This window comes from Sphaerisporangium aureirubrum, assembly GCF_042658925.1.
In the GTDB taxonomy this organism is placed as follows: Bacteria; Actinomycetota; Actinomycetes; order Streptosporangiales; family Streptosporangiaceae; genus Sphaerisporangium; species Sphaerisporangium aureirubrum.
In genome coordinates, this window is the sequence record NZ_JBHSRF010000048.1 from 32394 (window position 1) to 52454 (window position 20061).

Genomic DNA, 20061 nt, shown 5'->3' on the forward strand with positions numbered 1-20061 from the left:
GGGTCCCCGGGTGGGCGGTGACGTGTGCCGGGACGGTGGCCCGGCCCGGCGGTCAGGCGGCCGGGGCGGGTTCCCTGCCCGCGGCGGCCGGCCGGACCGCGCCGGCGGTGACCGCGACGAACAGCGCCAGGACGGCGGGGACGGCCAGCGCGGCGGGCAGCCCGACGACCTCGGAGATCGCGCCGATCAGCACGGGGCCGGCGAGCATGCCGAGGTAGCCGAGCCCGGCGACGCGGGCCAGTGCCTGGCCGGCGCGGGCGGGGTCGCGGTTGCCCGCGGCGGAGAACACCTGCGGGACGGTGCACGACAGCCCGGCGCCGAAGCAGGCGAACGCCGCCACCGCGGCGACCGGGTGCGCGGCGAGCAGGCCTGCCCCGAGGCCGGCCCCGGCCAGGATTCCGCAGCAGCGGACCAGGGTGACCGGGCCGAGCCACGCGGCCAGCCGGTCGCCGGCGAACCGCCCGGCGGTCATGGTGATCGAGAACGCGGCGTAGGCCGCCGCCGCGAACCCCTGCGACCCGCCGAGGTCCTCGCGCAGGTACACCGATCCCCAGTCGGCGGCGGCGCCCTCCCCGACCAGGCAGCAGAAGGCCAGCGCGCCGAGGAACAGCACCTCGCGCACCCGCACCCGGCCCCGCGCGCCCGGCCGCCGGGGCTCGGGCCCCACGCGCAGGACCCAGCGGGCGGCCAGCACCACCGGGACGGTCAGGGCCGCCGCCGCGGCCGCCAGGGTGGTCCACGGCCCGATCCCGGCGTAGGCGAACAGGCCGCCCTGCGCCGCGCCGAGGAACCCGCCGATGCTGAACACCGCGTGGAAGGACGACATCATCGGCCGCCCGTGGCGGCGTTCCACCTGGACGGCGTTGGCGTTCATGGACACGTCCAGCATGCCGAGCACCGCGCCGAACACCAGCAGCGCCGCGATCAGCGTCCACAGCGAGGGCATGGCGGCGGGGAGCAGCAGCACCAGCACCTGCGCGAACGCGACGGGGGTCAGCACCCGGGTGGTGCCCAGCCGGTCCACCAGGGGGCCGACGATCTGCATGCCGATGAAGGCGCCGCCCGCGATGGCGAGCAGCGCCACGCTCAGCTCGCCCTCGCCGATCTGCAGGCGTTCCTTCAGCGCGGGGATCCGCGCGGTCCACACCCCGACGGCGACCCCGGAGGTGAGGAACAGCAGGTACACCGCGATCCGCGCCCGCCGCAGCTCCCCGCCGGCGGTGCCGGTGGCCGGGAGCGGTGCCGGCGGCGGCGCGGCGCCGTCGCCTGACAAGGGCGGGTCGCCGCCGGGCGGGGGGTGGGGGGCCGCGCCGGGGGGCGCGGTGGCGCGCGTCGATGAGGCGGGGGCCGTGCCGGGCGCGGGAGTCGTCATGTGACCGTCAAGGGTGTCGGGGCGTCCTTTGAGGGCGCCGATGGGGGAGGGCGGGGTGGTGACGGTGGGACTCTGGCCGATGGTCGCAGGGTCGGGTGTCCTCATGGGGCGATCCGGACGGCGACTCCGGCGGCGACGAGGGCGTCGTGCTGGTCGCGGGGGATCCGCTCGTCGGTGACCAGCACGTCGATGCCGCTCGCGGGGCACACCGCGGCGAAGGCGGTCTGGCGGAACTTCTGGGAGTCGGCGGCCACCACGACCCGGCGGGCCGAGGCGATGGCGGCCTGCTTGACCGCGACGTCCTCCAGGTCGTGGGCGGTCATGCCGTGCTCGGCCGACAGGCCGCAGCACCCGATGACGGCGGTGTCGAACCGCAGCGACCGGATGGTGTTCACCGTGAGCGGCCCGGTGATGTTGAGTTCCCCGGGCCGCACCTCGCCGCCGGGCAGCACCAGCCGGATCCGGGGCGCCCCGGCCAGGGCCTGCACCGACTGCAGCGACAGCGGCAGCATGGTGAGCCTGCGGTCGTGCACGGCGCGGGCCACCTCCAGGGCGGTGGTGCCGCCGTCCAGCACGACGGCCTCGCCGTCGGCCATGAGCCGCGCCACCTCGGCCCCGATGCGCCGCTTGGCCTCGGTGGCGTCGTGCTCGCGCACCCCGAACGGCGGTTCCTCGCCGCGCAGCAGCAGGCTCTGCGCGCCGCCCCGGATCCGCCGGACCACGCCCTGCTGGGCGAGCTCGTCAAGGTCGCGGCGGATGGTCATCTCCGACACGCCGTGCTGGGCCGCCAGGTCGGCGACCGACACGCTGTCGGCTGTGGTGAGGGCGTCCATGATCGCCCGCAAACGGTCCATATGTTCATATGAACATGACTTATGTTCGTTTGCAAACGATGGGGGAGACTGTGACCCATGCGCGCCGGCCGCCTGCTGTCCTTGCTGCTGCTCCTGCAGACCCGTGGCCACATGACGGCCACCGAGCTGTCACGGGAGCTGGAGGTGTCGGTCCGCACCGTCTACCGCGACGTGGAGGCCCTGTCGTCGGCCGGCGTCCCGGTGTACGCCGACCGCGGGCCCGCCGGCGGGTACCGCCTGCTGGACGGCTACCGCACCCGCCTCAACGGCCTCACCGCCGAGGAGGCGTCGTCGCTGTTCCTGGCCGCCCTGCCCGGCCCGGCGGCCGAGCTGGGCCTGGCCGAGGTGGCCGCCGCGGCCGAGCTCAAGATGCTGGCCGCCCTGCCGCCCGAGCCGCGCTCGCACGCCTCCCGGATGCGCCAGAGGTTCCTGCTGGACGTGCCCGGCTGGTACCGCGACGCCGACGAGGTGCCCTGGCTCGGCCCGGTGTCGGACGCGGTGTGGGACGAGCGGTGGCTGCGCATGGTGTACCGCCGCTGGGGCCCCGCCGAGGTCGAGCGGGAGGTCCGCCCCTACGGCCTGGTGCTCAAGGGCGGCTCCTGGTACATGATCGCCGCCCCCGAGGGCGCCGAGCCGCGCACCTACCGCGTCTCACGCATCCTCTCGGCGGAGCTGATGCCCGGCCACTTCACCCGCCCCGAAGGCTTCGACCTGGCCGGCTTCTGGCGCGGCTACGCCTCCGAGTTCAAGGAGCGCATGTACACCGCCGAGGCCCTGGTGCGCCTGGCCCCCGGCGCCGAGGGCATGCTCCGCGTCACCGTCGGCAACCGCCCCGCCGAGACGGCCCTGGAGACCGCCGAGCCTCCCGACGCCGACGGCTGGCGCCGCCTGCGCCTCCCGGTGGAGTCCCTGCGCCACGCCTGCTGGCTGCTGCTGCGCATGGGCCCCGACCTGGAGGTGCTCGGCCCCCCCGAACTGCGCGACCACATGACCGAGGCGGTGACCCGCCTGGCCGCGCTGTACGACGGCCCCCGCCCGGCGCCGCTCACCTCGTGACGGCCGCCGGGGCCGTCCCGCTCAGCCGATGGGGGCTCCGCTGAGGGTCACGTCGTAGGGGCGGAAGGCGGACGCGCCGGCGGCGCGGGCGGAGATGACGACCACCGGGCAGAGGGCGGCCATGACGCAGGCCGCGACCACCGGGGGAGCGGGCGCCGGGGTGCCGGGGTCGGCGGCGCGGACGCCGAGCACCAGCATGGCCGCGCCCGCGCCGTGTTCCAGCAGCACCTGGGCGGGCGGCCCCTGCGCCACCACGGGGTCCAGTCCCGGCGACACCCGGCCGACGACCCGCCGGGCCCGTTCGCGGGCCGCCTCGTACTCCTCGTCCGGGGAACGCCAGCTGCCCATGGGGGCGTACGACGCGCGATGCTTGCCCGACCACTGCCAGGCGTGCACCGCGACGACCTCCGCGTCCCGCAGCCGTGCCTCCCCGAGCGCCCAGCGCAACGCGGCCGCGGCGGCGGGGGTGTTGCTCACGCCGACCACGATGCGGGGGCGGATGGTGTTGTGCGTCACGGATTACCTCCTCCACAACGAGCATCACCCGCCGCCGGTGACGCGCCGCCAAAGCCCAGGAAAAAACCGACTAAATGTCATGTTTCCAGTACACATCGTGCTACATATTCGATTTCCTGGCGGGCGGCGAGGGAGGGGTAGGCGGCGGGCTCGGCTCGTAGGCGATTCGTGGGCTCCTGTCGCCCTGCCCAACGGTCCGCGCCGCACACTCCATACCGTGATCTACATTGTAAAGGGCGGGAGTCGGTGCAGCGCTCCGCACACCACCTCCACAAACCTGTCCGCAATCGGACAGCCCATCGGGCGGCGGCCGCGGGTCAGTCGTCGAGGTCGCCGAGCCAGCGCAGGGCGCTCAGTGAGGGCATGAAGCAGTACTCGCCGCCGCGGGTGACCACGAACCGGGGGACTCCTCGCAGGCGGCGCCGTAGGGGCCTGCGGGGGATCGTGAAGTCGCCGGTCCCTTCGCCGGACCCGGCGATGGGATCCTTCGTGCCGGCGGCGCCGAAGAAGACGCCGTCGTTCATCCACTGGGACTGGACGAACTCGAACTGCCGTGCCAGGTGCGCGCCGATGAAGGCGAACATCAGCCCGCGGTCGGCGCCGTCGTCCGCGAGGACGCCGTCGGGCAGCGGCGGGCCGTAGGCGGTGCCGCGCCTGATCATCCGGTGCAGCCTGGGCTCGCCCGCCACCGCCGCGTCCCGGGGGTTGCCCCTGCGGATGTGGCAGCCGCCGGGGGTGACGAATCCGGCGGGGTCGTCCCGTTCGTACAGGAAGCCGTTGTTGCGGCTCGGGTCGGCTCCGAGGGCGGGATCGTCGCGCAGGGGGCTGAGCGCGAGGGGCGCGCCGCTGCGCCAGCGGCCCATGAGCTTGGCGGCCAGCAGTTCCTCGTCCCCGGCGCCGGTGGCGTTGTCCTTCAGGTAGCGGCGGAAGGCGGCGACGCGCTGGTGGAGCTTGCGGAAGGCCGCGTAGGCGCCGTTGCGTCCCAGCACCTCGGGCCGGAGGGTCTGCACACCGCCGAGCTCGTCGGGGTAGCCGAGCACGAACTCCCCGGCCTTGAGCGGTGTCTCCAGCGCGTTGGACCCGGCGATGCCGCTGCCCTCGACGGCCGGGTGGCTGATGCCGTCGCGGTAGCCGAAGGGTTCGGTCGCGGTGGGCGGCGCGTGGCAGTCCTGCCGCCAGATCGCGGTGACGCCGGGCAGGGCGTGAAAGGCGGGGCGGGCGCGGTCGAGGGCCGCCTCCAGCCGGGCCGCGCACGGCGCCAGGGCCACCAGCACCACGTGGACGTCCGGCGTGCCCAGCGGCGGTTCCCAGTTCCGCGGGTCGCTGTCGCCGGTGTCGCCCAGCGTCGTGGCCCGGGCGGCCATCCCCTGGCGGAACTCCCACGCGAAGGTGTCCAGCGCCTCGCGCGGCACGCCCAGCGCCCTGAGGCCGTGACAGGTGAGCGCGACGCTGATCCAGGTCTCGCCGAGAGGGCTCGCCGCGCCGGCCGCCGAGGTCACCACCGTGCTGACGCGCCGCATCAGCTCCCGCCCGTGCGCGCGCTCGTCGACGCGGAACAGGATGTAGGCCGCCGCGTACGGGGTCGGCCGGGGGCTGAGAACCCCGCGCTGGATGTCGTCGAGTTCGAGCACGGCACGCGTCCCCCCCGTCACCGATACGCCCTCCCCGTCGTGGTGCTACCTGGCCGAGACGATGTTCCTCCAGAAGGCGCGCAGGCTGTCGTCGATGCCGAACAGCGCGCTGAAGAGCGTGGAGTCGGCCAGGAGCACGTCGCCGGCGCGCCACCCGGCGGGGGGCATCCAGAGGATCCTGTTGAACTCGGTGTGGCCGGCCTCGGTGAAGGGGTGCGGCGGGCGGGACATGTCGATCGGCTGCCTGCCCAGCACGTGCACGACGTCCGGGCCGTCGCTCGTCACGGCGTAGTGCGGCAGGTGCATGTGGAAGTTGAAGGCGGTGACGCCGTCCAGCCATCCCCTGGTGTCGAGGTCCCTGGCGACGGACAGCGGCGCGCTGGTGTTCGCTCCCCGCTCGGGCACCGCGGGGCGCAGCCCGTAGCGGTTCTCCACCGGCACGCCGAGCCCGCGCATGAGGCCCCGGACGTACCGGGCGAAGCGCTGCTGCCGGGGAACCAGGGGGTCGCCGTGATGGTGGTACTCGGCGTCCCGCACGGCCAGGTCGTCCGACGCCCCTACCTCGTGGTGCGGCCCGAGGACCAGGCACGTCCCTTCCCGGGTGAGGAACCGCCGCAGCGCCTCGACCTCCCCGGGTTCGGCGTCCTGGCCGGTGATCATGTGGTCCAGCCCGAACACGAGCAGGGTGTCGGTGTCGTCGAGCACCCGCTCGTCCAGCACGGTGCGGAACCCGGCCTGGTCGACGCGCTGGTACACGGGCACGGGGTGTCCGGTGGTCTCCGCGGTGAACCGCTGGAACAGCAGCCAGCCCAGGAAGAACAACTCCAGCCCTCCCGCGATGCCCTGCTGGAACCGCAGCGGGTCCGACCACTTGGGGTCCTCGTACGCCGGCCAGGCCGCGCGCCGCACCTCGGTCATGGTGGAGAACCGGTTGTCCAGCTCGGCCGGGTGGCGGCCTGCCTCGGCGGGATAGCTCCACGAGACGTAGACGCTCACCCGCCGCCGGCCGGGGGTGTACCCGCGCGGCACATGGTTCTGGTTGTAGGTGCGTGCGGTCGGGTGGTCGTTCATGTCGCCTCCGGAGCCCACGGCGGAGCAGGCGGCCCCTGTCACTGCAGCTGGTCGAGCATCTCCGACAGGGCGTTCTTGATCCGCAGCGCCTTCTTGATCTCGTCGGCGGTGACGTACGGGTACTCGCCGTACTCGACGAAGCTCGGGCACTGGTGCTCGCGGACGAACCTGACGAACGCCTCGGGGTTGGTCCTCCAGTCCTCGGGGAACCCTTCGAGGTTCTCGAACGCGGTGTTCACCCCCGCCCTGCTGAACAGCGCGATGGCGTCCTCGGTGTACTTGTCGAAGTCGGTGTCGAAGATGCCCTGGTACATGAAGCGGGTGTCGTCGTCGAAGAGCACCCAGCGCAGGTAGTGCAGCTTGAGCGGGGCCAGGAGGTACGGATCGTCCTCCAGTGCCTTGGCCAGCGCGTGACCGTGGTCCCTGATCGCCGCGGCCCGTCCCGGTTTGACGCCGGCGACGATGGTGAACCCGTGGCACGCCGGGGTCCTGGGGAAGACGGGGCCGTACCTGCCCTGTTCGAGGTGGCCGGTCTCCTTGGGAATGACGACCGCCTCAGGCGTGATGTCCATGGCCCGTCCCCCTTTTCGCCCTGCCAGGAGGGGAACAGGCCCAAAGGCCACCTGACCTGCACAATCATCCCACGTCGTCGATGTCGGGGGAGGGGTGAGGGGTCAGTGGACGGAGAAGCCGCCGTCGACGTACACCGACTGGCCGGTCATGTACGAGGCGGCGTCTCCGGCGAGCAGGACCGCGACGCCGGCGAAGTCGCCGGGGAGTCCGTTGCGGCCGGTCATGGAGCGGGCGGCCAGTGCCTCCACGCGGCCGGGTTCCGCCTGGACGGCCGCGGTCAGGGGGGTGAGCACGAAGCCGGGCATCACCGTGTTGACGCACACGCCGTGCCCGGACCAGGCCTCGGCCTGCGAGCGGGTGAGGCCGGCGAGGGCGGCCTTGCTGACGCCGTAGACGCCGCTGTCGCCGAACGCGCTGATGGCCTGCTGGGAGCCCACGTTGATGATGCGTCCCCAGCCGCGCTCCGCCATCCGCGGCCCGAAGTGGGCGCCGAGCAGGTAGGGGGCGGTGAGGTTGACGCGGACGGTGGCGTCGTAGTCCTGTTCGGTCAGCTCACCCATGGGCCGGCGGATGTTGTTGGCGGCGGCGTTGACCAGGATGCCGATCTCCCCGGCGAACCCGTCCGCCCGGCGGCACACCTCCCGCACCGCCGCCCCGTCGCCGAGGTCGGCGCTGAGCGGGTGCGCGTCCACCCCCTGCCCCCGCAGCCGTTCCACCGCCGCCGCCAGCTCGGCCTCCCGCCGCGCGACCAGCACCACCGCCGCCCCCGCGCACCCGATCGCCTCCGCCATGGCGTACCCGATACCGGAGCTCCCCCCGGTGACCAGGGCCGTGCGCCCCTCCAGTGAGAACAGCCGATGCAGATACGGCGCGCCGCCGGTAGAGGAATGCATGGCGCCAGAACGTAGCACCACCCCTTCACCGGCCGGTCACATGGTGCCGTACAGGTCGGTGACGGCGTTACGCAGTTCGCGCATGACCTCGTCGAGGCGGCGGAGGGTGTCGGTGTCCAGGCGGTCCAGCAGGCGGCGGTAGCCGGCCATGCCGGCGTCGGCGAGTTGCTCGGTCATGCGGCGGCCGGCGTCGGTGAGCTCGACGAGGCGGACCCGCCGGTCGCTGGGGTCCTCGCGGCGGGTGACCAGGCCCTGGGCGGCCAGGCGGTCGACGATGCCGGTGACGGTGCCGAGCCCGACGCCGAGGGTGTGGGCGAGTTCCTGGCCGGGGGTGGATCCGCGGTGGGCGAGGATGAGGGCGACCTTGAGCTGCTGCATGGTGAGGTTGCTGGCCAGCAGCGGCATGGAGCGGTCGTGGGCGAAGGCCCGGCCGAGGGCGTGCTGCGACTCGCCGATCCGGGCGATCAGCTCTTCTCTCTCAGCGTCCACGGTCACCTTTCGCTCCATGCGCGACCAAGGTTACCAGGAGTTCATGGCCGGGCTAAATATTCGTATCGTGCGAAGTGTTAGCATTGCCGAAATCCTCTTCAGCGTCACCGTCCGGAAGGCCCCCTCATGACCGCTCTGGCCAGGCTGAGCCTCGCCAACCGCAGCCTCGTCATCATGGTCGCTCTAGTGATCAGCGTGTTCGGCGTCTTCGCGATCCCGTCACTGAAGCAGCAGCTGCTGCCGTCGCTGTCCTTCCCCGGAGCGTTCGTGGTGGCCCCCTACCAGGGCGCGTCGCCGGACATCGTCGAGGAGCAGGTCGCCAAGCCCATCGAGGCGGGCCTCCAGGGCATCGCGGGCGTCACCAAGATCACCTCGGTGTCCCGTGAGGGCCGCGCCCAGGTGTCGGTGTCGTTCGAGTACGGCACCGACATCGAGGCGGCCGTCGGCAAGATGCAGCAGGCGATCATCCGGGTGCGGCCCCAGCTGCCCGCCGGGGTGGACCCCACGGTGGTGGCGGGCAACACCGACGACATCCCGGTGATGGTGCTGGCGATCGGCGACGGCGGCGACCAGCAGGCCATGCTGGACAAGCTGGAGCGCATCGCGGTGCCGCAGCTGCAGGCGATCGAGGGAGTGCGCGAGGTGGCGGTGTCCGGCGCCCGCGCGCAGACCGTCGTCATCACCCCCGACCTCGGGAAGATGGCCATGCTCGGCCTGTCCCCGGCGGCGATCCCCGAGGTGCTGCGCGCCAACGGCACCCCCGTCCCGGCGGGCACGCTCACCAAGGACGGCAAGTCGCTGACCGTGCAGATCGGGCAGCGCGTCGCCACCATCGACGACCTGAAGAACCTGTACCTGACCCCGCAGGCCCCGGCCGCGCCCGCCACCCCGGCGCGCACCCAGCAGGGCCGCCCCGCCGCCGGCGCCACCGCGGGCGCCGCGTCCGCGATCCCCGGCGCGCCGGTCCGCCCCGCCGCCGCGCGCAAGCCGGTGAAGCTGGGCTCGGTCGCCACCATCGAGCAGCGGCCGTCCGACGCCACCTCCATCACCCGCACCAACGGCAAGAGCAGCCTCGGCATCTCCATCACCATGACCCCCGACGGCAACGCGGTGCGCATCTCGCACGACGTGCGGGCCGAGCTGGCCGGCCTGACCCGCGCGCTCGGCGACGCCTCGGAGATCACCGTGGTGTTCGACCAGGCCCCCTACGTCGAGCGGTCCATCGAGGACCTGTCCACCGAGGGCCTGCTCGGCCTGGTGTTCGCGGTCCTGGTCATCCTGCTGTTCCTGCTGTCGGTGCGCTCCACCCTGGTCACCGCGGTGTCCATCCCGATGTCGGTGGTGATCGCGCTGATCGCCCTGTGGGTGGGCGACTACTCGCTGAACCTGCTCACCCTGGGCGCCCTCACCATCGCCATCGGGCGGGTGGTGGACGACTCGATCGTGGTGCTGGAGAACATCAAACGCCATCTTGCCTACGGCGAGCCCAAGCGGCAGGCGGTGCTGCGCGCCGTGCGGGAGGTCAGCGGCGCGGTGACCGCGTCCACGCTGACCACGGTCGCGGTGTTCGCGCCGATCGCGTTCGTCGGCGGCATGGTGGGGCAGCTGTTCGCGCCGTTCGCCATCACCGTCACCGTGGCGCTGCTGGCCTCGCTGCTGGTGTCGCTGACCGTCATCCCGGTGCTGGCGTACTGGTTCCTCAAGGCCCCGGCGCTGGAGCCCGAGCAGGCGGCGGCGATGCGGGCCGAGGCCGAGGCCAAGGAGCTGCGCAGCCCCCTGCAGCGGGCCTACCTGCCGGTGCTGCGGTTCGCCACCCGCCGCCGGCTGACGACGCTGCTGATCGGGCTGGTGGTGTTCATCGGCACGATCGGCCTGGCGCCGGGCCTGAAGACCAACTTCATCGACTCCTCCGGCCAGGACACCATCTCGATGAACCAGAAGATGCCGGCCGGGACCGACCTGGCCACCACCGACGCCGCCGCCAAGAAGGTGGAGGAGGTGCTGGCGTCCATCGACGGCGTCGCGTCCTACCAGGTGAACGTGGGCGGCGGCGGGGGCCTCGGCGGCGCGCTCGGCGGCGGCATGTCCGACCGGGTGTCGTACTCGGTGACCGTGGCCGAGGGCGTGGACACCCCCGTGCTGCAGGACACGCTGCGCGAACGGGTGTCGCGCCTGTCGGGCGTGGGCGAGGTCACCGTCGGCGGCCAGGGCGGCGGGTTCTCCTCCGACCGCGCCGAGGTCGTGCTGCAGGGCCCCGACCAGGCGGCGCTGAAGTCCGGCTCCGACGCGGTGCTGGCGGCGCTGAAGGGCGTTGAGGGCCTGCGTGACGTGTCGTCCAACCTGGAGAGCAGCGCCCCGCGGATCGAGGTGCGGGTCGACCGGGCCAAGGCCGCCGCCAAGGGCCTCACCGAGGCGGGCGTCGCCCAGCAGGTCGCCCAGGCGTTCCGCGGCGCGCCGGTCGGCCAGATCACCCTGGACGGCCGCCCCAACGACCTGATCCTGCGCGTCGGCAGCGCCCCCGAGGACCTGGCGGCGGTGCGGGGGCTGAACCTCGCCGGCGCCACCGGGCTGGTGAAGCTGTCGGCCGTGGCCGAGGTGCGCGAGGTCGCCGGGCCCACCCAGATCACCCGCCAGGACGGCAACCGCACCGCCTCGGTGTCGGCCGCCGCCACCGCCAGCGACCTGGGCGCCGTCACCGCCAAGATCACCGAGAAGATGGGGACGCTCACCCTGCCCGCCGGCGTCACCTACACCATCGGCGGGGTCAGCGCCGACCAGAACGAGGCCTTCGGGCAGCTCGGCCTGGCCATGCTGGCCGCCATCGCCATCGTCTTCATGATCATGGTGGCGACGTTCCGCAGCTTCGTGCAGCCGCTGATCCTGCTGGTGTCCATCCCGTTCGCCGCGACCGGCGCCATCGGCCTGCTGCGGATCACCGACACCCCGCTCGGCGTGCCCGCCCTGATCGGCATGCTCATGCTGATCGGCATCGTGGTCACCAACGCCATCGTGCTGATCGACCTGATCAACCAGTACCGCGAACAGGGCCTGGGCGTGGTGGAGGCGGTCATGGAGGGCGGCAGGCGGCGCCTGAGGCCCATCCTGATGACCGCCATCGCCACCATCTGCGCCCTCACCCCGATGGCGGTCGGCCTGACCGGCTCGGGCGGGTTCATCTCCCAGCCGCTGGCCGTCGTGGTGATCGGCGGGCTGGTGTCCTCCACGCTGCTCACCCTGGTGCTGGTCCCCACCCTGTACACCATCGTCGAGCGCACCAAGGAGCGCCTGCGCCGCCGGCGCGGCGGCGACGGCGCCCCCGAGGTCAAGGTCTACGACACCGAGGCCCTGGCCAGCCGCTGACCGGCGGCCCGGGCCCAGGCGGCCGTCCGCACCGGCGGGTCCGGTGCGGGCGGCCGCGGCCGTCTGAATAGACTGGGCCGACGTGACCGCCAAGCCGCGCATTCCCAACGTCCTCGCCGCCCGCTACGCCTCACCGGAGCTGGTGCGGGTGTGGTCCCCCGAGCACAAGATCGTGGCCGAGCGGCGGCTGTGGCTGGCCGTGCTGCGCGCGCAGGCCGAGCTCGGCGTCCCCGTCCCGCCCGGCGTCGCCGACGACTACGAACGCGTCGCCGCCAAGGTGGACCTCTCCTCCATCGCCGAGCGCGAGCGCCTCACCCGGCACGACGTGAAGGCCCGCATCGAGGAGTTCAACGACCTGGCCGGGCACGAGCACGTCCACAAGGGCATGACGTCCCGCGACCTCACCGAGAACGTCGAGCAGATGCAGGTCCGCGACAGCCTGCTGATCGTCAGGGACCGCACCGTGGCGCTGCTGGCCCGCCTGGCCGACCTCGCCGCCCGGCACGCCGCGCTGGTCATGGCCGGCCGGTCCCACAACGTCGCCGCCCAGGCCACCACCCTCGGCAAGCGCTTCGCCACCGCCGCCGACGAACTGCTCGCCGCGTACGCGCGCCTCACCGATCTGCTGTCGCGCTACCCGCTGCGCGGCGTCAAGGGCCCGGTGGGCACCGCCCAGGACATGCTCGACCTGCTCGGCGGCGACGTCGCCAAGCTGGACGCCCTGGAGGACCGCGTCGCCGCCCACCTGGGCTTCGCCACCCGCCTCACCAGCGTCGGCCAGGTCTACCCCCGGTCCCTGGACTACGAGGTCCTCACCACGCTGGTCCAGCTGGCCGCCGCGCCCTCCAGCCTGGCCACCACGATCCGGCTGATGGCCGGGCACGAACTGGTCACCGAGGGCTTCCAGGAGGGCCAGGTCGGCTCCAGCGCCATGCCGCACAAGATGAACACCCGTTCCTGCGAACGGGTCAACGGCCTGGCCGTGGTGCTGCGCGGCTACGCCGCGATGACCGGCGAGCTGGCGGGCGACCAGTGGAACGAGGGCGACGTGTCGTGCTCGGTGGTGCGCCGCGTCGCGCTGCCCGACGCGTTCTTCGCGTTCGACGGCCTGGCCGAGACCATGCTCACCGTCCTCGGCGAGTTCGGCGCGTTCCCCGCCGTCATCGGGGCCGAGCTGGACCGCTACCTGCCGTTCCTGGCCACCACCAAGATGCTGATGGCCGCCGTCCGGGCCGGCGTCGGCCGCGAGACCGCGCACGAGCTCATCAAGGAGCACGCCGTGGCCGCCGCCCTGGACATGCGCAACACCGGCGCCGCCGGCCACCTGCTGGAGCGCCTGGCCGCCGACCCCCGCTTCCCCCTGGACCTGGACGCCCTGCGCGCACTGCTCGCCGACCCCGCCCCGTTCACCGGCGCCGCCACCCGCCAGGTGGAACAGGTCGTCGCCCGCGTCGCCGAGGTCGTGGCAGGCCACCCCGGCGCCGCCGCCTACCGGCCCGCCCCCATCCTGTGACCCCTGCCCCGCCCCGCGTCGCGGGCTCGCCGCGCCGCCGTCCCGTCCCATGACCCCCGCCGTCCCGTGTCCCCCGCCACGACCCCTGTGAACGAGTGCCACCGATGACCCCGCCCCGTCTTTGTGATGCTGTGAGACCGTGACCGTGCCGATCCCCTCGACCCCGGTGCCCCGTGAGCTGACCCGTCCCGCCGACGTCGCGGCGGCCACCGGCGGCGACCTGATGACCTTCTGGGCGGTGCAGGGCTCGCGGCCCGGGGTGCGCGTCTTCGCCTGCGGGGACGCCGTCGCGGTGGCCAGCCCCGTCCTGTCGCGCCGCGACCGCCTGGTGGTGAGCGGTCCCCTCGCGCACGCCGTCCCCCTGGTCCGCCACGCCCTGGCCGAGGCCGGCGCCGGGTACCGGCCGCTGGGGGAGGAGCACCTGGTCCGCGGCCTCGCCGGACGCGTCCCCGGGCTGGAGCTGTCCGCCGCGTTCGACTGGATGCGCACCGCCGCCCCCGCCCCCGGCGACCCCGGCAAGGCGGGCTGGCTCGCCCCCGAGGACGACCCCGAGGTCACGGCCCTGCTCGCCGAGGTCAACCCCGGCTCCTACGCCGTGCCCGGCCTGCCCGGCGTACGCCGCTGGGCGGGGGTGCGCTCCGACACCGGCGCCGTCGCGTCGGTCGCCGCCGACGCGTGGAGCACCCCCGGCGCCGGGTTCATCGCCGGCGTCGCCACCGCCGCCGGACAGCGGCGCCTCGGCCACGCCGAGGCCGTGTGCCGTTTCCTGGTCACCACCCTGCTCGCCGAGCACGGCCGCGTCGCCCTCATGGTCGACTCCGGCAACCACACCGCCATCGGCGTGTACCACCGTCTCGGCTTCACCCGCCACCCGGTCGCCGCCGCGCACGTCGCCGCCCCCGGCTAGGGAACCTCAGGTCCCCCCGCAGGCCGCGGGGCAGAACCTGACCTCGGGGTGGCGGGACGACGGCCCGTCCAGCAGGGGCTGCCGCCGCGACCTCAGGTGCCGGTCGAGGAACGCCGCCACGTACGTGCGGGTGAGCTCGGCCGCGCGCGCCGCGGGCAGGACGCCGGGCAGGGGCTTGTCGCCGAGGGCGTCCACCAGCAGCGGGCCGTCGGTGAACGACATGTGTTCCGCGCCCGTCAGCACCAGCCAGCGTTTCCACCCGGTCAGCAGCTTCCAGTCGCGGTCCCAGGAGTTGTCGCGGCCCCCGGGGACGTGCTGCGGCGAACCCATGAACATGAACGGCCGGGAGAACCCGCCCTTGGGGATCCGGGCGTAGGTGGTGCCGTCCATGTCGATCCCGGCCCGCACCCGCGAATCCTTCAGCATGGCCGCCACCGCGCCCGCCCCGCCGATCGACTGGCCCACCATGGCGATCCTGGAGCGGTCGACGACGCCGGAACCGTCCCACTCCGACGGCAGCCGGTCCAGCACGAAGGACACGTCGGCCGCCCGGACCTGGACCAGCCCCGTGCCGAAGCCCGGGTCGGTGTCACTGTCACACGCCAGGCATTCGGCGACCCGCCCACCGGGGAACGTCGTGGCGTAGTTCTCGTAGGTGTGGTCGATCCCGGCCACGACGTACCCCCGGCTGGCCAGATCCTCGGCCAGGGCAGTGAGGGTGCTCACCGGCTTGGTGAAGCCGGGGGAGAGCACCACCAGCGGAAGCCCGCGCCCCGCCGGCGCGGCGTCCTGGACGGCGTTGGTGCGCGTCCTGCTCAGCGTGTCGTACGGCGCGCCGGCGAGCCCGGAACCCTTCATCAGCAGCTCCGACTCCTTCGCCGTCATGTACGGCGCCCGCGGCCCGTCCCCCCGCTCCGCCGGATACCACAGGGTGACCTTGAGCTCCCTGGCGGCGGCGTCGAGGTTCCAGGGGTCGGCGCGGGAGGTGTCCGTCAGGTACAGGACGGTGGTGCCGACCGGCCTGCCGCCGGTGGGGGCCGGCAGGGTGACCGGGCCGGTCGGCGTGGCCGAGGCGGTGGCGGCGGACCGGGGCGGCGCGGGCGCCGAGCAGGCGGACGCGGCCAGGACGGCCAGCCCCGCGGCGACTGCCAGGATCTGTCTCATCGGGAGGTCCGTTCATTTGTGCAGCAAGGTCAGGGCCTTGGCCAGCGCCGGGTCGCGCCCGGCGGCGGCGTCCTCGGGTGTCAGGGGGACGTGGTGGTCGGGCGGCACGCCGATCCGGTCGATCACCTCGCGGTCCGGCCCGAGGTGGTGCCTGGCGGGGAAGCTCAGCAGGGTGTTGTCGCGCAGCTGGTACGGCTGCGCCGGGCCGGAGATCACCCCGGCGGTCCTGGTGCCGACCAGCGTGCCGAGCCGCAGGTCCTTGACCGCGGAGCTGAAGTGCTCGCACGCCGAGGCGCAGTCGCGGTCGGTGAGCACCACCAGCGGCAGGCCGAGCAGCTCGACGGTGTCGTCGGTCCGCCCTGCCTCGCATCGGCCGTCCACGGTGCACTGGTAGGCGGTGACCTTGCCGTGGGCGAACGCGCTCAGCAGCCGCGTCGCCTCCACGGGGCTGCCGCCGCCGTTGCCGCGCAGGTCCAGCACGACACCGGACAGCGTCCGGCCGGCGCGCAGCCGCGAGATCGCCCGCAGGACCCTGTTGGCGGCGTCGGGCGCGAACCCGGCCAGCTGGACGTGGGCGACGTCGTCTCCCAGCAGTCTCGGCCGCACCACCCGCAGGGCGGCCAGGTCCCGCTGGAAGAGGCCGGGTTCGAGGGTGACCGTCCAGCGGCGGCCGGTGGCCTGCCGCAGCAGCCGCAACCGGACCGGGCTCGCCCGCGGGTAGCGGGGGTAGAGGGCGGCGATCGCGGGGGTGGCCTCGCCGCCGGCGAACGGCGCCGATCCGTCGATCGACTCGATGACGTCGCCCGGGCGCACCCCGGCGGCCCGCGCGGCGCCGCCCTGCACGGCGGTGACGAACAGCGGGGGCAGCGCGGGGCCCGGGTCGCCGTCCGCCTGGGCTGCGCTGACGCTCGCCTGCAGGCCGAGGCCGTAGCCGTCGCCGTCGTAGTAGCCGGGCGGCCGCTGGGCGCCGTGCGTCCAGCGGGCGTGGTTGTCGCCGAGGGCGGCCACGACGGCCTCCAGGGTGACGACGGCGAGCCTGTCACCGAGGCCGGGGACCTGATCGGCGATCTTGCGCCACACGGCCTCGAAGGCCGCCCAGTCGGCCTTCCGGTCGCCGGTCAGCGCCGGCATGGTGGCGCCGGGCACGTCGCGTCCGTTGCGGTTGAGCTCGCGCGTCAGGGCGGTGAACCCGGCGAGCAGCAGGGAGCGGGCGTCCAGCGTGGCGCCGCTGTAGTAGTTGCCGAGGATGCAGAAGTACGCCTGCTCGACGACGTCGATCGTGGTGGGCGTCTCCGCCTGCGGGGGCCCCTGGGGCCGCGCACAGGCCGTGGCGGCCTCCGTGCCCGCCTGGCCGCGCGGCGGCTCCGGCGCCGTGCAGGCCGCCGTCAGCAGCACGGCGAGCACGGCGGCCGCGGTCCGGACGGCGGTCATGACAGGCGCCTGCGGATCCACCAGAAGGAGAACCAGGTGAGGCCGAGGGTGAGGACGGCGTAGATCCCGGTCTCGATCCACTGGAAGGGCCAGAAGCGCTCCAGGGGCTGGTAGACGGCCTTCTGCCGGTAGCCGAGCCGGTTGATCTCGATCCAGCACGCGTCCAGTCCCTGTGGCGCGCCCTGCGGTGAGCAGGGTCCCGACGTCGAGGAGACGGGGACGGGTGCCTCCTCGCCGCTGCCGGCGACGGTGCGCCCCGACGGGTCGACCAGGTCGCTGGCCAGGACCCAGGCGCCCGCGTGGCCGGGAACGGCCGCCTCGGTGGAGATGTACACGGGGCCGCCGCCGTGCCTTTTGATGCTGATGCCGCCCACGTTGGCCCGGCTGAGCTCGAAGGTCGAGGTGACCGGCGGCATCAGATGGGGGCGGACCAGCAGCGGCATGGCGATCTGGATCGCGGCGAAGACGGCCAGGGTGAGCGCCATGGCGGGCAGCGTGCGGCGGACCAGCATGCCCACGGTCACGCCGAGGACGAACGCGAACGCCGCGTACCCGATCGGAGCGATGCCGCGCGCGCCGAACACCGCCGGGGTCATCTGGGCCAGCTCCGGCAGGGCCGACCGGTCCAGGGGTTCGGACCACCAGGTCACCACCAGGCCGCTCACGCTGGCGGTGGCCATGGCCGCCAGGCCGGTGAGCCCCAGCTTGACCGCCAGCCAGCGGCCCCGGGTGACGCTCTGGTTCCACACCAGCAGGTGCGTGCCCGCCTCCAGCTCCCGGGTGATCAGCGGTGCCCCCCAGAACAGCCCGATGAGGGCGGGCAGGGCCAGCATGACGAAGCCGACGGCGAGGAAGGGGATCTGGTGTTCGCTGAAGAACTGGTCGAAGAAATCGGTGCAGGTGTCGTCCACCGTGCAGTCGGCGATCCCGGCGGCGTAGCGGGAGGCCAGGCCCGGCCCGGTCAGGGCCAGGGCCCCGGCGAGCACGGCGAGCACCGCGGCCATCGTCACCGCCGAGCCGCGGAACTGGCGCCAGGTCAGCCAGATCATCGCTGCACCTCCAGCGCGGTCCGCCGCTCGGCGGCGGGACGCTTGTCCATGTAGGCGAGAACCAGGTCCTCCATGCTGAGCTGGGTGACCACCCACGAAGGGTCGTGGATGGGGGCGTCGGTGCGGACCACGAACGTGCTCTGCCGGTCGGTGTGGCGCGCGGAGACCACGTGCTGGTCCGCCGGGAGCCGCTCGGGATCGCGGCGCGGGCCGGTGAGCCGGTGATGGGTGGCCAGCAGCCAGTCGACCTCGCCCGCCACCCGCACGCGCGAGTCGACCAGCACGATCAGGTAGTCGCAGATCCGCTCCAGGTCGGAGACCAGGTGGGAGGAGAGCACCACGCTGAACTCGTGCGCGACGGTGGCCTCCATCAGCCCCTGCAGGAACTCCCGGCGGGCCAGTGGGTCCAGCGACGCCACGGGCTCGTCCAGGATCAGCAGCTCGGGCCGTTTGGCCAGGCCCAGGGTGAGGGCGAGCTGGGCGCGCTCGCCGCCCGACAGCTTGCCCGCCCGGTGCGCGGGGGCCAGGCCGAGCTCCGCGACACGCTCGCTCGCCATGGCGGCGTCCCAGCGGGGGTTGAGCCGTGCGCCCGCCCGCAGGTGATCGGCGACGGTCAGGCCCGCGTAGACGGGGGTGTCCTGGGCGACGAACCCGACCCTGGCCAGCTGCGCCGGGGTGCCCCCCGGCGGGGCGCCGAGCACGGTGATGCCGCCCGCCGTCGGCTGGAGCTGGCCGGTGGCCAGCTTCAGCAACGTGGTCTTGCCGGCTCCGTTGGGGCCAACCAGCCCGACCACGTGGCCCGCCGGGATGTCGATGGTGCACTCGCGCAGCGCCCAGCGTTTGCCGTACCTCTTGCCCAATCCCTGGGCCCGCAGGACGGAAGTCACGCTATCTCCTCTTGAGAGGTGGTCCGAAAGGTGGCCATGAACAACGCCTCGATGCTCTCCTCGTCGAGGCCGGCCCGGCGGGCCTTGGCCAGCCAGCGCCGCAGGTCCTGACGCAGCGGCCCGTGGGCGGCCAGCGAGGCGTCGGTCAGCGTCGTGGTGACGAACGTCCCCACGCCCGGCCGGGCCGCCGCCAGGCCCTTGTGCTCGAGCTCCCGGTAGGCCTTGAGCACGGTGTTGGGGTTGATCGCCAGCCGCGCCACCACCTCCTTGACGGTCGGCAGCTGGTCGCCCTCCCGCAGCAGGCCGAGCCGCAGCGCGTGCCGTACCTGCTGGACCAGCTGCAGGTACGGCGAGACACCCGACCCGCCGTCCAGATGGAACTCGATCACCGGCTTCTCCAATTATCTAGCCTGCTAGCACTTTAGCCTCCTACATGTTAAAGATTCATAAGGATCGCCGCATCGGTTTCGCCCCACGTTCACCGGATTCCTCCCGTCGCCGGGCACGGCTCATCACCATCCGGCGGATGGGAAGCGGTGGCCGCCGCGGCGGCAGACGCGCCCTGGCTAGCGCGTGGCGTACGCGCGGATGAACGCGTGAACCCCGTCGGCCATGGTCTGGCGGACCTGCCGGGGGTCGGCTCTGGCGGGGTCCGGCTGGTCGTTGTAGGCCAGCAGGACGGTCAGGGCGCCGAAGTGGGCGGCGGCCAGGCGCGGGTCGCCGGTGTCCAGGAGCCCCGCGCCGGCGTAATGGGCGATGCGCTCGGTCAGCGCCTGCTCCGCCACCCCCGTCGCAAGGTCGTCCCCGGGGGCGGGGTTCCGCAGGCGCTGCTGGGCGACGAGGGCGAACACGGCGGCGTAGTCGGCTGAGTGGATCGTCGTGCCGAGGTCGATCGCGAACGCGGTGAGCGCCTGCTCCAGCCGCGGCACCGTCGTGATCCCCGCGTCGTCGGCCAGGTGCTCGTCCAGGGCCCGGCGCACCGAGGCGGTCAGCGACTCGGCCGCGTCGGAGAGGATGGCCAGGAACAGGCGCCGCTTGTCGCCGAAGTAGTCGTACACGGTGCGCTTGGACACCCCGGCCAGGGCCGCGACGGCGTCCATGCTGACGCGGTCCACCCCGTCACGCACGAAGAGCTCCCGCGCGGCGGTCACGATCGCCGCCCGCTTCACCGGGGACCCCTCGCGCACCGTCTTCTCCGTGCCGGCCGCGCTCATCCGCACCTCCGCGCGGCAGTCTACACCGATCAGTGCACTGTCTACACTGCACAGTGTAGTGTGCGATCGAGGCCTCAGCCC

18 protein-coding genes are annotated in these 20061 nt (G+C 73.5%); 4 read left to right on the forward strand and 14 right to left on the reverse strand.

Going from position 1 to position 20061, the window contains the following annotated elements; all coding sequences use genetic code 11:
* Positions 1–52 precede the first annotated feature (52 nt).
* Positions 53–1477 (reverse strand): MFS transporter, encoded by a 1425-nt coding sequence (locus ACFP1K_RS26545; RefSeq protein ID WP_380758123.1) that lies wholly within the window; start codon positions 1475–1477, stop codon positions 53–55.
* Complete coding sequence (locus tag ACFP1K_RS26550) at positions 1474–2226, reverse strand: DeoR/GlpR family DNA-binding transcription regulator (RefSeq protein WP_380758125.1); 753 nt, start codon at positions 2224–2226, stop codon at positions 1474–1476. Before ACFP1K_RS26550 ends, ACFP1K_RS26545 begins: the two co-directional genes overlap by 4 nt.
* A 57-nt stretch (positions 2227–2283) precedes the next feature.
* Between ACFP1K_RS26550 and ACFP1K_RS26555 the strand changes: the two genes are divergently transcribed.
* Positions 2284–3282: a helix-turn-helix transcriptional regulator gene (locus ACFP1K_RS26555; RefSeq protein ID WP_380758127.1), complete on the forward strand. Its 999-nt coding sequence runs from the start codon at positions 2284–2286 to the stop codon at positions 3280–3282.
* 21 nt (positions 3283–3303) lie between these two features.
* Here ACFP1K_RS26555 and ACFP1K_RS26560 read toward each other — a convergent pair whose 3' ends face one another.
* The 6 genes from ACFP1K_RS26560 to ACFP1K_RS26585 all read right to left on the reverse strand — a co-directional run bounded on the left by ACFP1K_RS26560 (position 3304) and on the right by ACFP1K_RS26585 (position 8461).
* On the reverse strand, positions 3304–3798 hold the full coding sequence (locus tag ACFP1K_RS26560) for a universal stress protein (protein ID WP_380758130.1): 495 nt from the start codon (positions 3796–3798) through the stop codon (positions 3304–3306).
* 317 nt (positions 3799–4115) lie between these two features.
* Positions 4116–5450: a Dyp-type peroxidase gene (locus ACFP1K_RS26565; RefSeq protein ID WP_380758132.1), complete on the reverse strand. Its 1335-nt coding sequence runs from the start codon at positions 5448–5450 to the stop codon at positions 4116–4118.
* 24 nt (positions 5451–5474) lie between these two features.
* Positions 5475–6500, reverse strand: coding sequence for a hypothetical protein (locus tag ACFP1K_RS26570; protein ID WP_380758134.1), 1026 nt, complete (start codon positions 6498–6500; stop codon positions 5475–5477).
* Positions 6501–6538: 38 nt separating this feature from the next.
* Complete coding sequence (locus tag ACFP1K_RS26575) at positions 6539–7072, reverse strand: hypothetical protein (protein ID WP_380758137.1); 534 nt, start codon at positions 7070–7072, stop codon at positions 6539–6541.
* 102 nt (positions 7073–7174) lie between these two features.
* Entirely contained in the window at positions 7175–7966 is a 792-nt protein-coding gene (locus tag ACFP1K_RS26580; protein WP_380758140.1) for an SDR family NAD(P)-dependent oxidoreductase, read from the reverse strand.
* Positions 7967–8002: 36 nt separating this feature from the next.
* A complete protein-coding gene (locus ACFP1K_RS26585; RefSeq protein ID WP_380758142.1) occupies positions 8003–8461 on the reverse strand; it encodes a MarR family winged helix-turn-helix transcriptional regulator in 459 nt (152 codons plus the stop codon).
* 120 nt (positions 8462–8581) lie between these two features.
* On the opposite strand from ACFP1K_RS26585, the gene ACFP1K_RS26590 reads away from it, so the two are divergent.
* The 3 genes from ACFP1K_RS26590 (at position 8582) to ACFP1K_RS26600 (ending at position 14235) form a co-directional block, all read left to right on the forward strand.
* The gene (locus tag ACFP1K_RS26590) at positions 8582–11815 is read left to right on the forward strand and encodes an efflux RND transporter permease subunit (RefSeq protein WP_380758144.1); all 3234 of its coding nucleotides are present in this window, start codon (positions 8582–8584) and stop codon (positions 11813–11815) included.
* Positions 11816–11897: 82 nt separating this feature from the next.
* Positions 11898–13328 carry an adenylosuccinate lyase gene (purB, locus tag ACFP1K_RS26595; RefSeq protein ID WP_380758147.1) on the forward strand — a complete coding sequence of 477 codons (1431 nt, stop codon included), beginning with the start codon at positions 11898–11900 and terminating at the stop codon, positions 13326–13328.
* Positions 13329–13467: 139 nt separating this feature from the next.
* Positions 13468–14235 (forward strand): GNAT family N-acetyltransferase, encoded by a 768-nt coding sequence (locus ACFP1K_RS26600; RefSeq protein WP_380758149.1) that lies wholly within the window; start codon positions 13468–13470, stop codon positions 14233–14235.
* A 6-nt stretch (positions 14236–14241) separates the two neighbouring features.
* Here the strand turns inward: ACFP1K_RS26600 and ACFP1K_RS26605 are convergent, their stop codons facing one another.
* From ACFP1K_RS26605 to ACFP1K_RS26630, 6 genes are all read right to left on the reverse strand, one after another.
* Entirely contained in the window at positions 14242–15399 is a 1158-nt protein-coding gene (locus tag ACFP1K_RS26605) for an alpha/beta hydrolase family protein (protein ID WP_380758151.1), read from the reverse strand.
* Between the two features lie 12 nt (positions 15400–15411).
* Entirely contained in the window at positions 15412–16830 is a 1419-nt protein-coding gene (locus ACFP1K_RS26610; RefSeq protein WP_380758153.1) for a S41 family peptidase, read from the reverse strand.
* A complete protein-coding gene (locus ACFP1K_RS26615; protein ID WP_380758155.1) occupies positions 16827–17879 on the reverse strand; it encodes an ABC transporter permease in 1053 nt (350 codons plus the stop codon). The genes ACFP1K_RS26610 and ACFP1K_RS26615 overlap by 4 nt, the downstream gene beginning before the upstream one ends.
* Positions 17876–18766 (reverse strand): ABC transporter ATP-binding protein, encoded by an 891-nt coding sequence (locus ACFP1K_RS26620; RefSeq protein WP_380758157.1) that lies wholly within the window; start codon positions 18764–18766, stop codon positions 17876–17878. The genes ACFP1K_RS26615 and ACFP1K_RS26620 overlap by 4 nt, the downstream gene beginning before the upstream one ends.
* Positions 18763–19155 (reverse strand): GntR family transcriptional regulator, encoded by a 393-nt coding sequence (locus ACFP1K_RS26625; protein ID WP_380758159.1) that lies wholly within the window; start codon positions 19153–19155, stop codon positions 18763–18765. The genes ACFP1K_RS26620 and ACFP1K_RS26625 overlap by 4 nt, the downstream gene beginning before the upstream one ends.
* 177 nt (positions 19156–19332) lie before the next feature.
* Positions 19333–19980: a TetR/AcrR family transcriptional regulator gene (locus tag ACFP1K_RS26630; RefSeq protein WP_380758161.1), complete on the reverse strand. Its 648-nt coding sequence runs from the start codon at positions 19978–19980 to the stop codon at positions 19333–19335.
* Between the last annotated feature and the right edge of the window lie 81 nt (positions 19981–20061).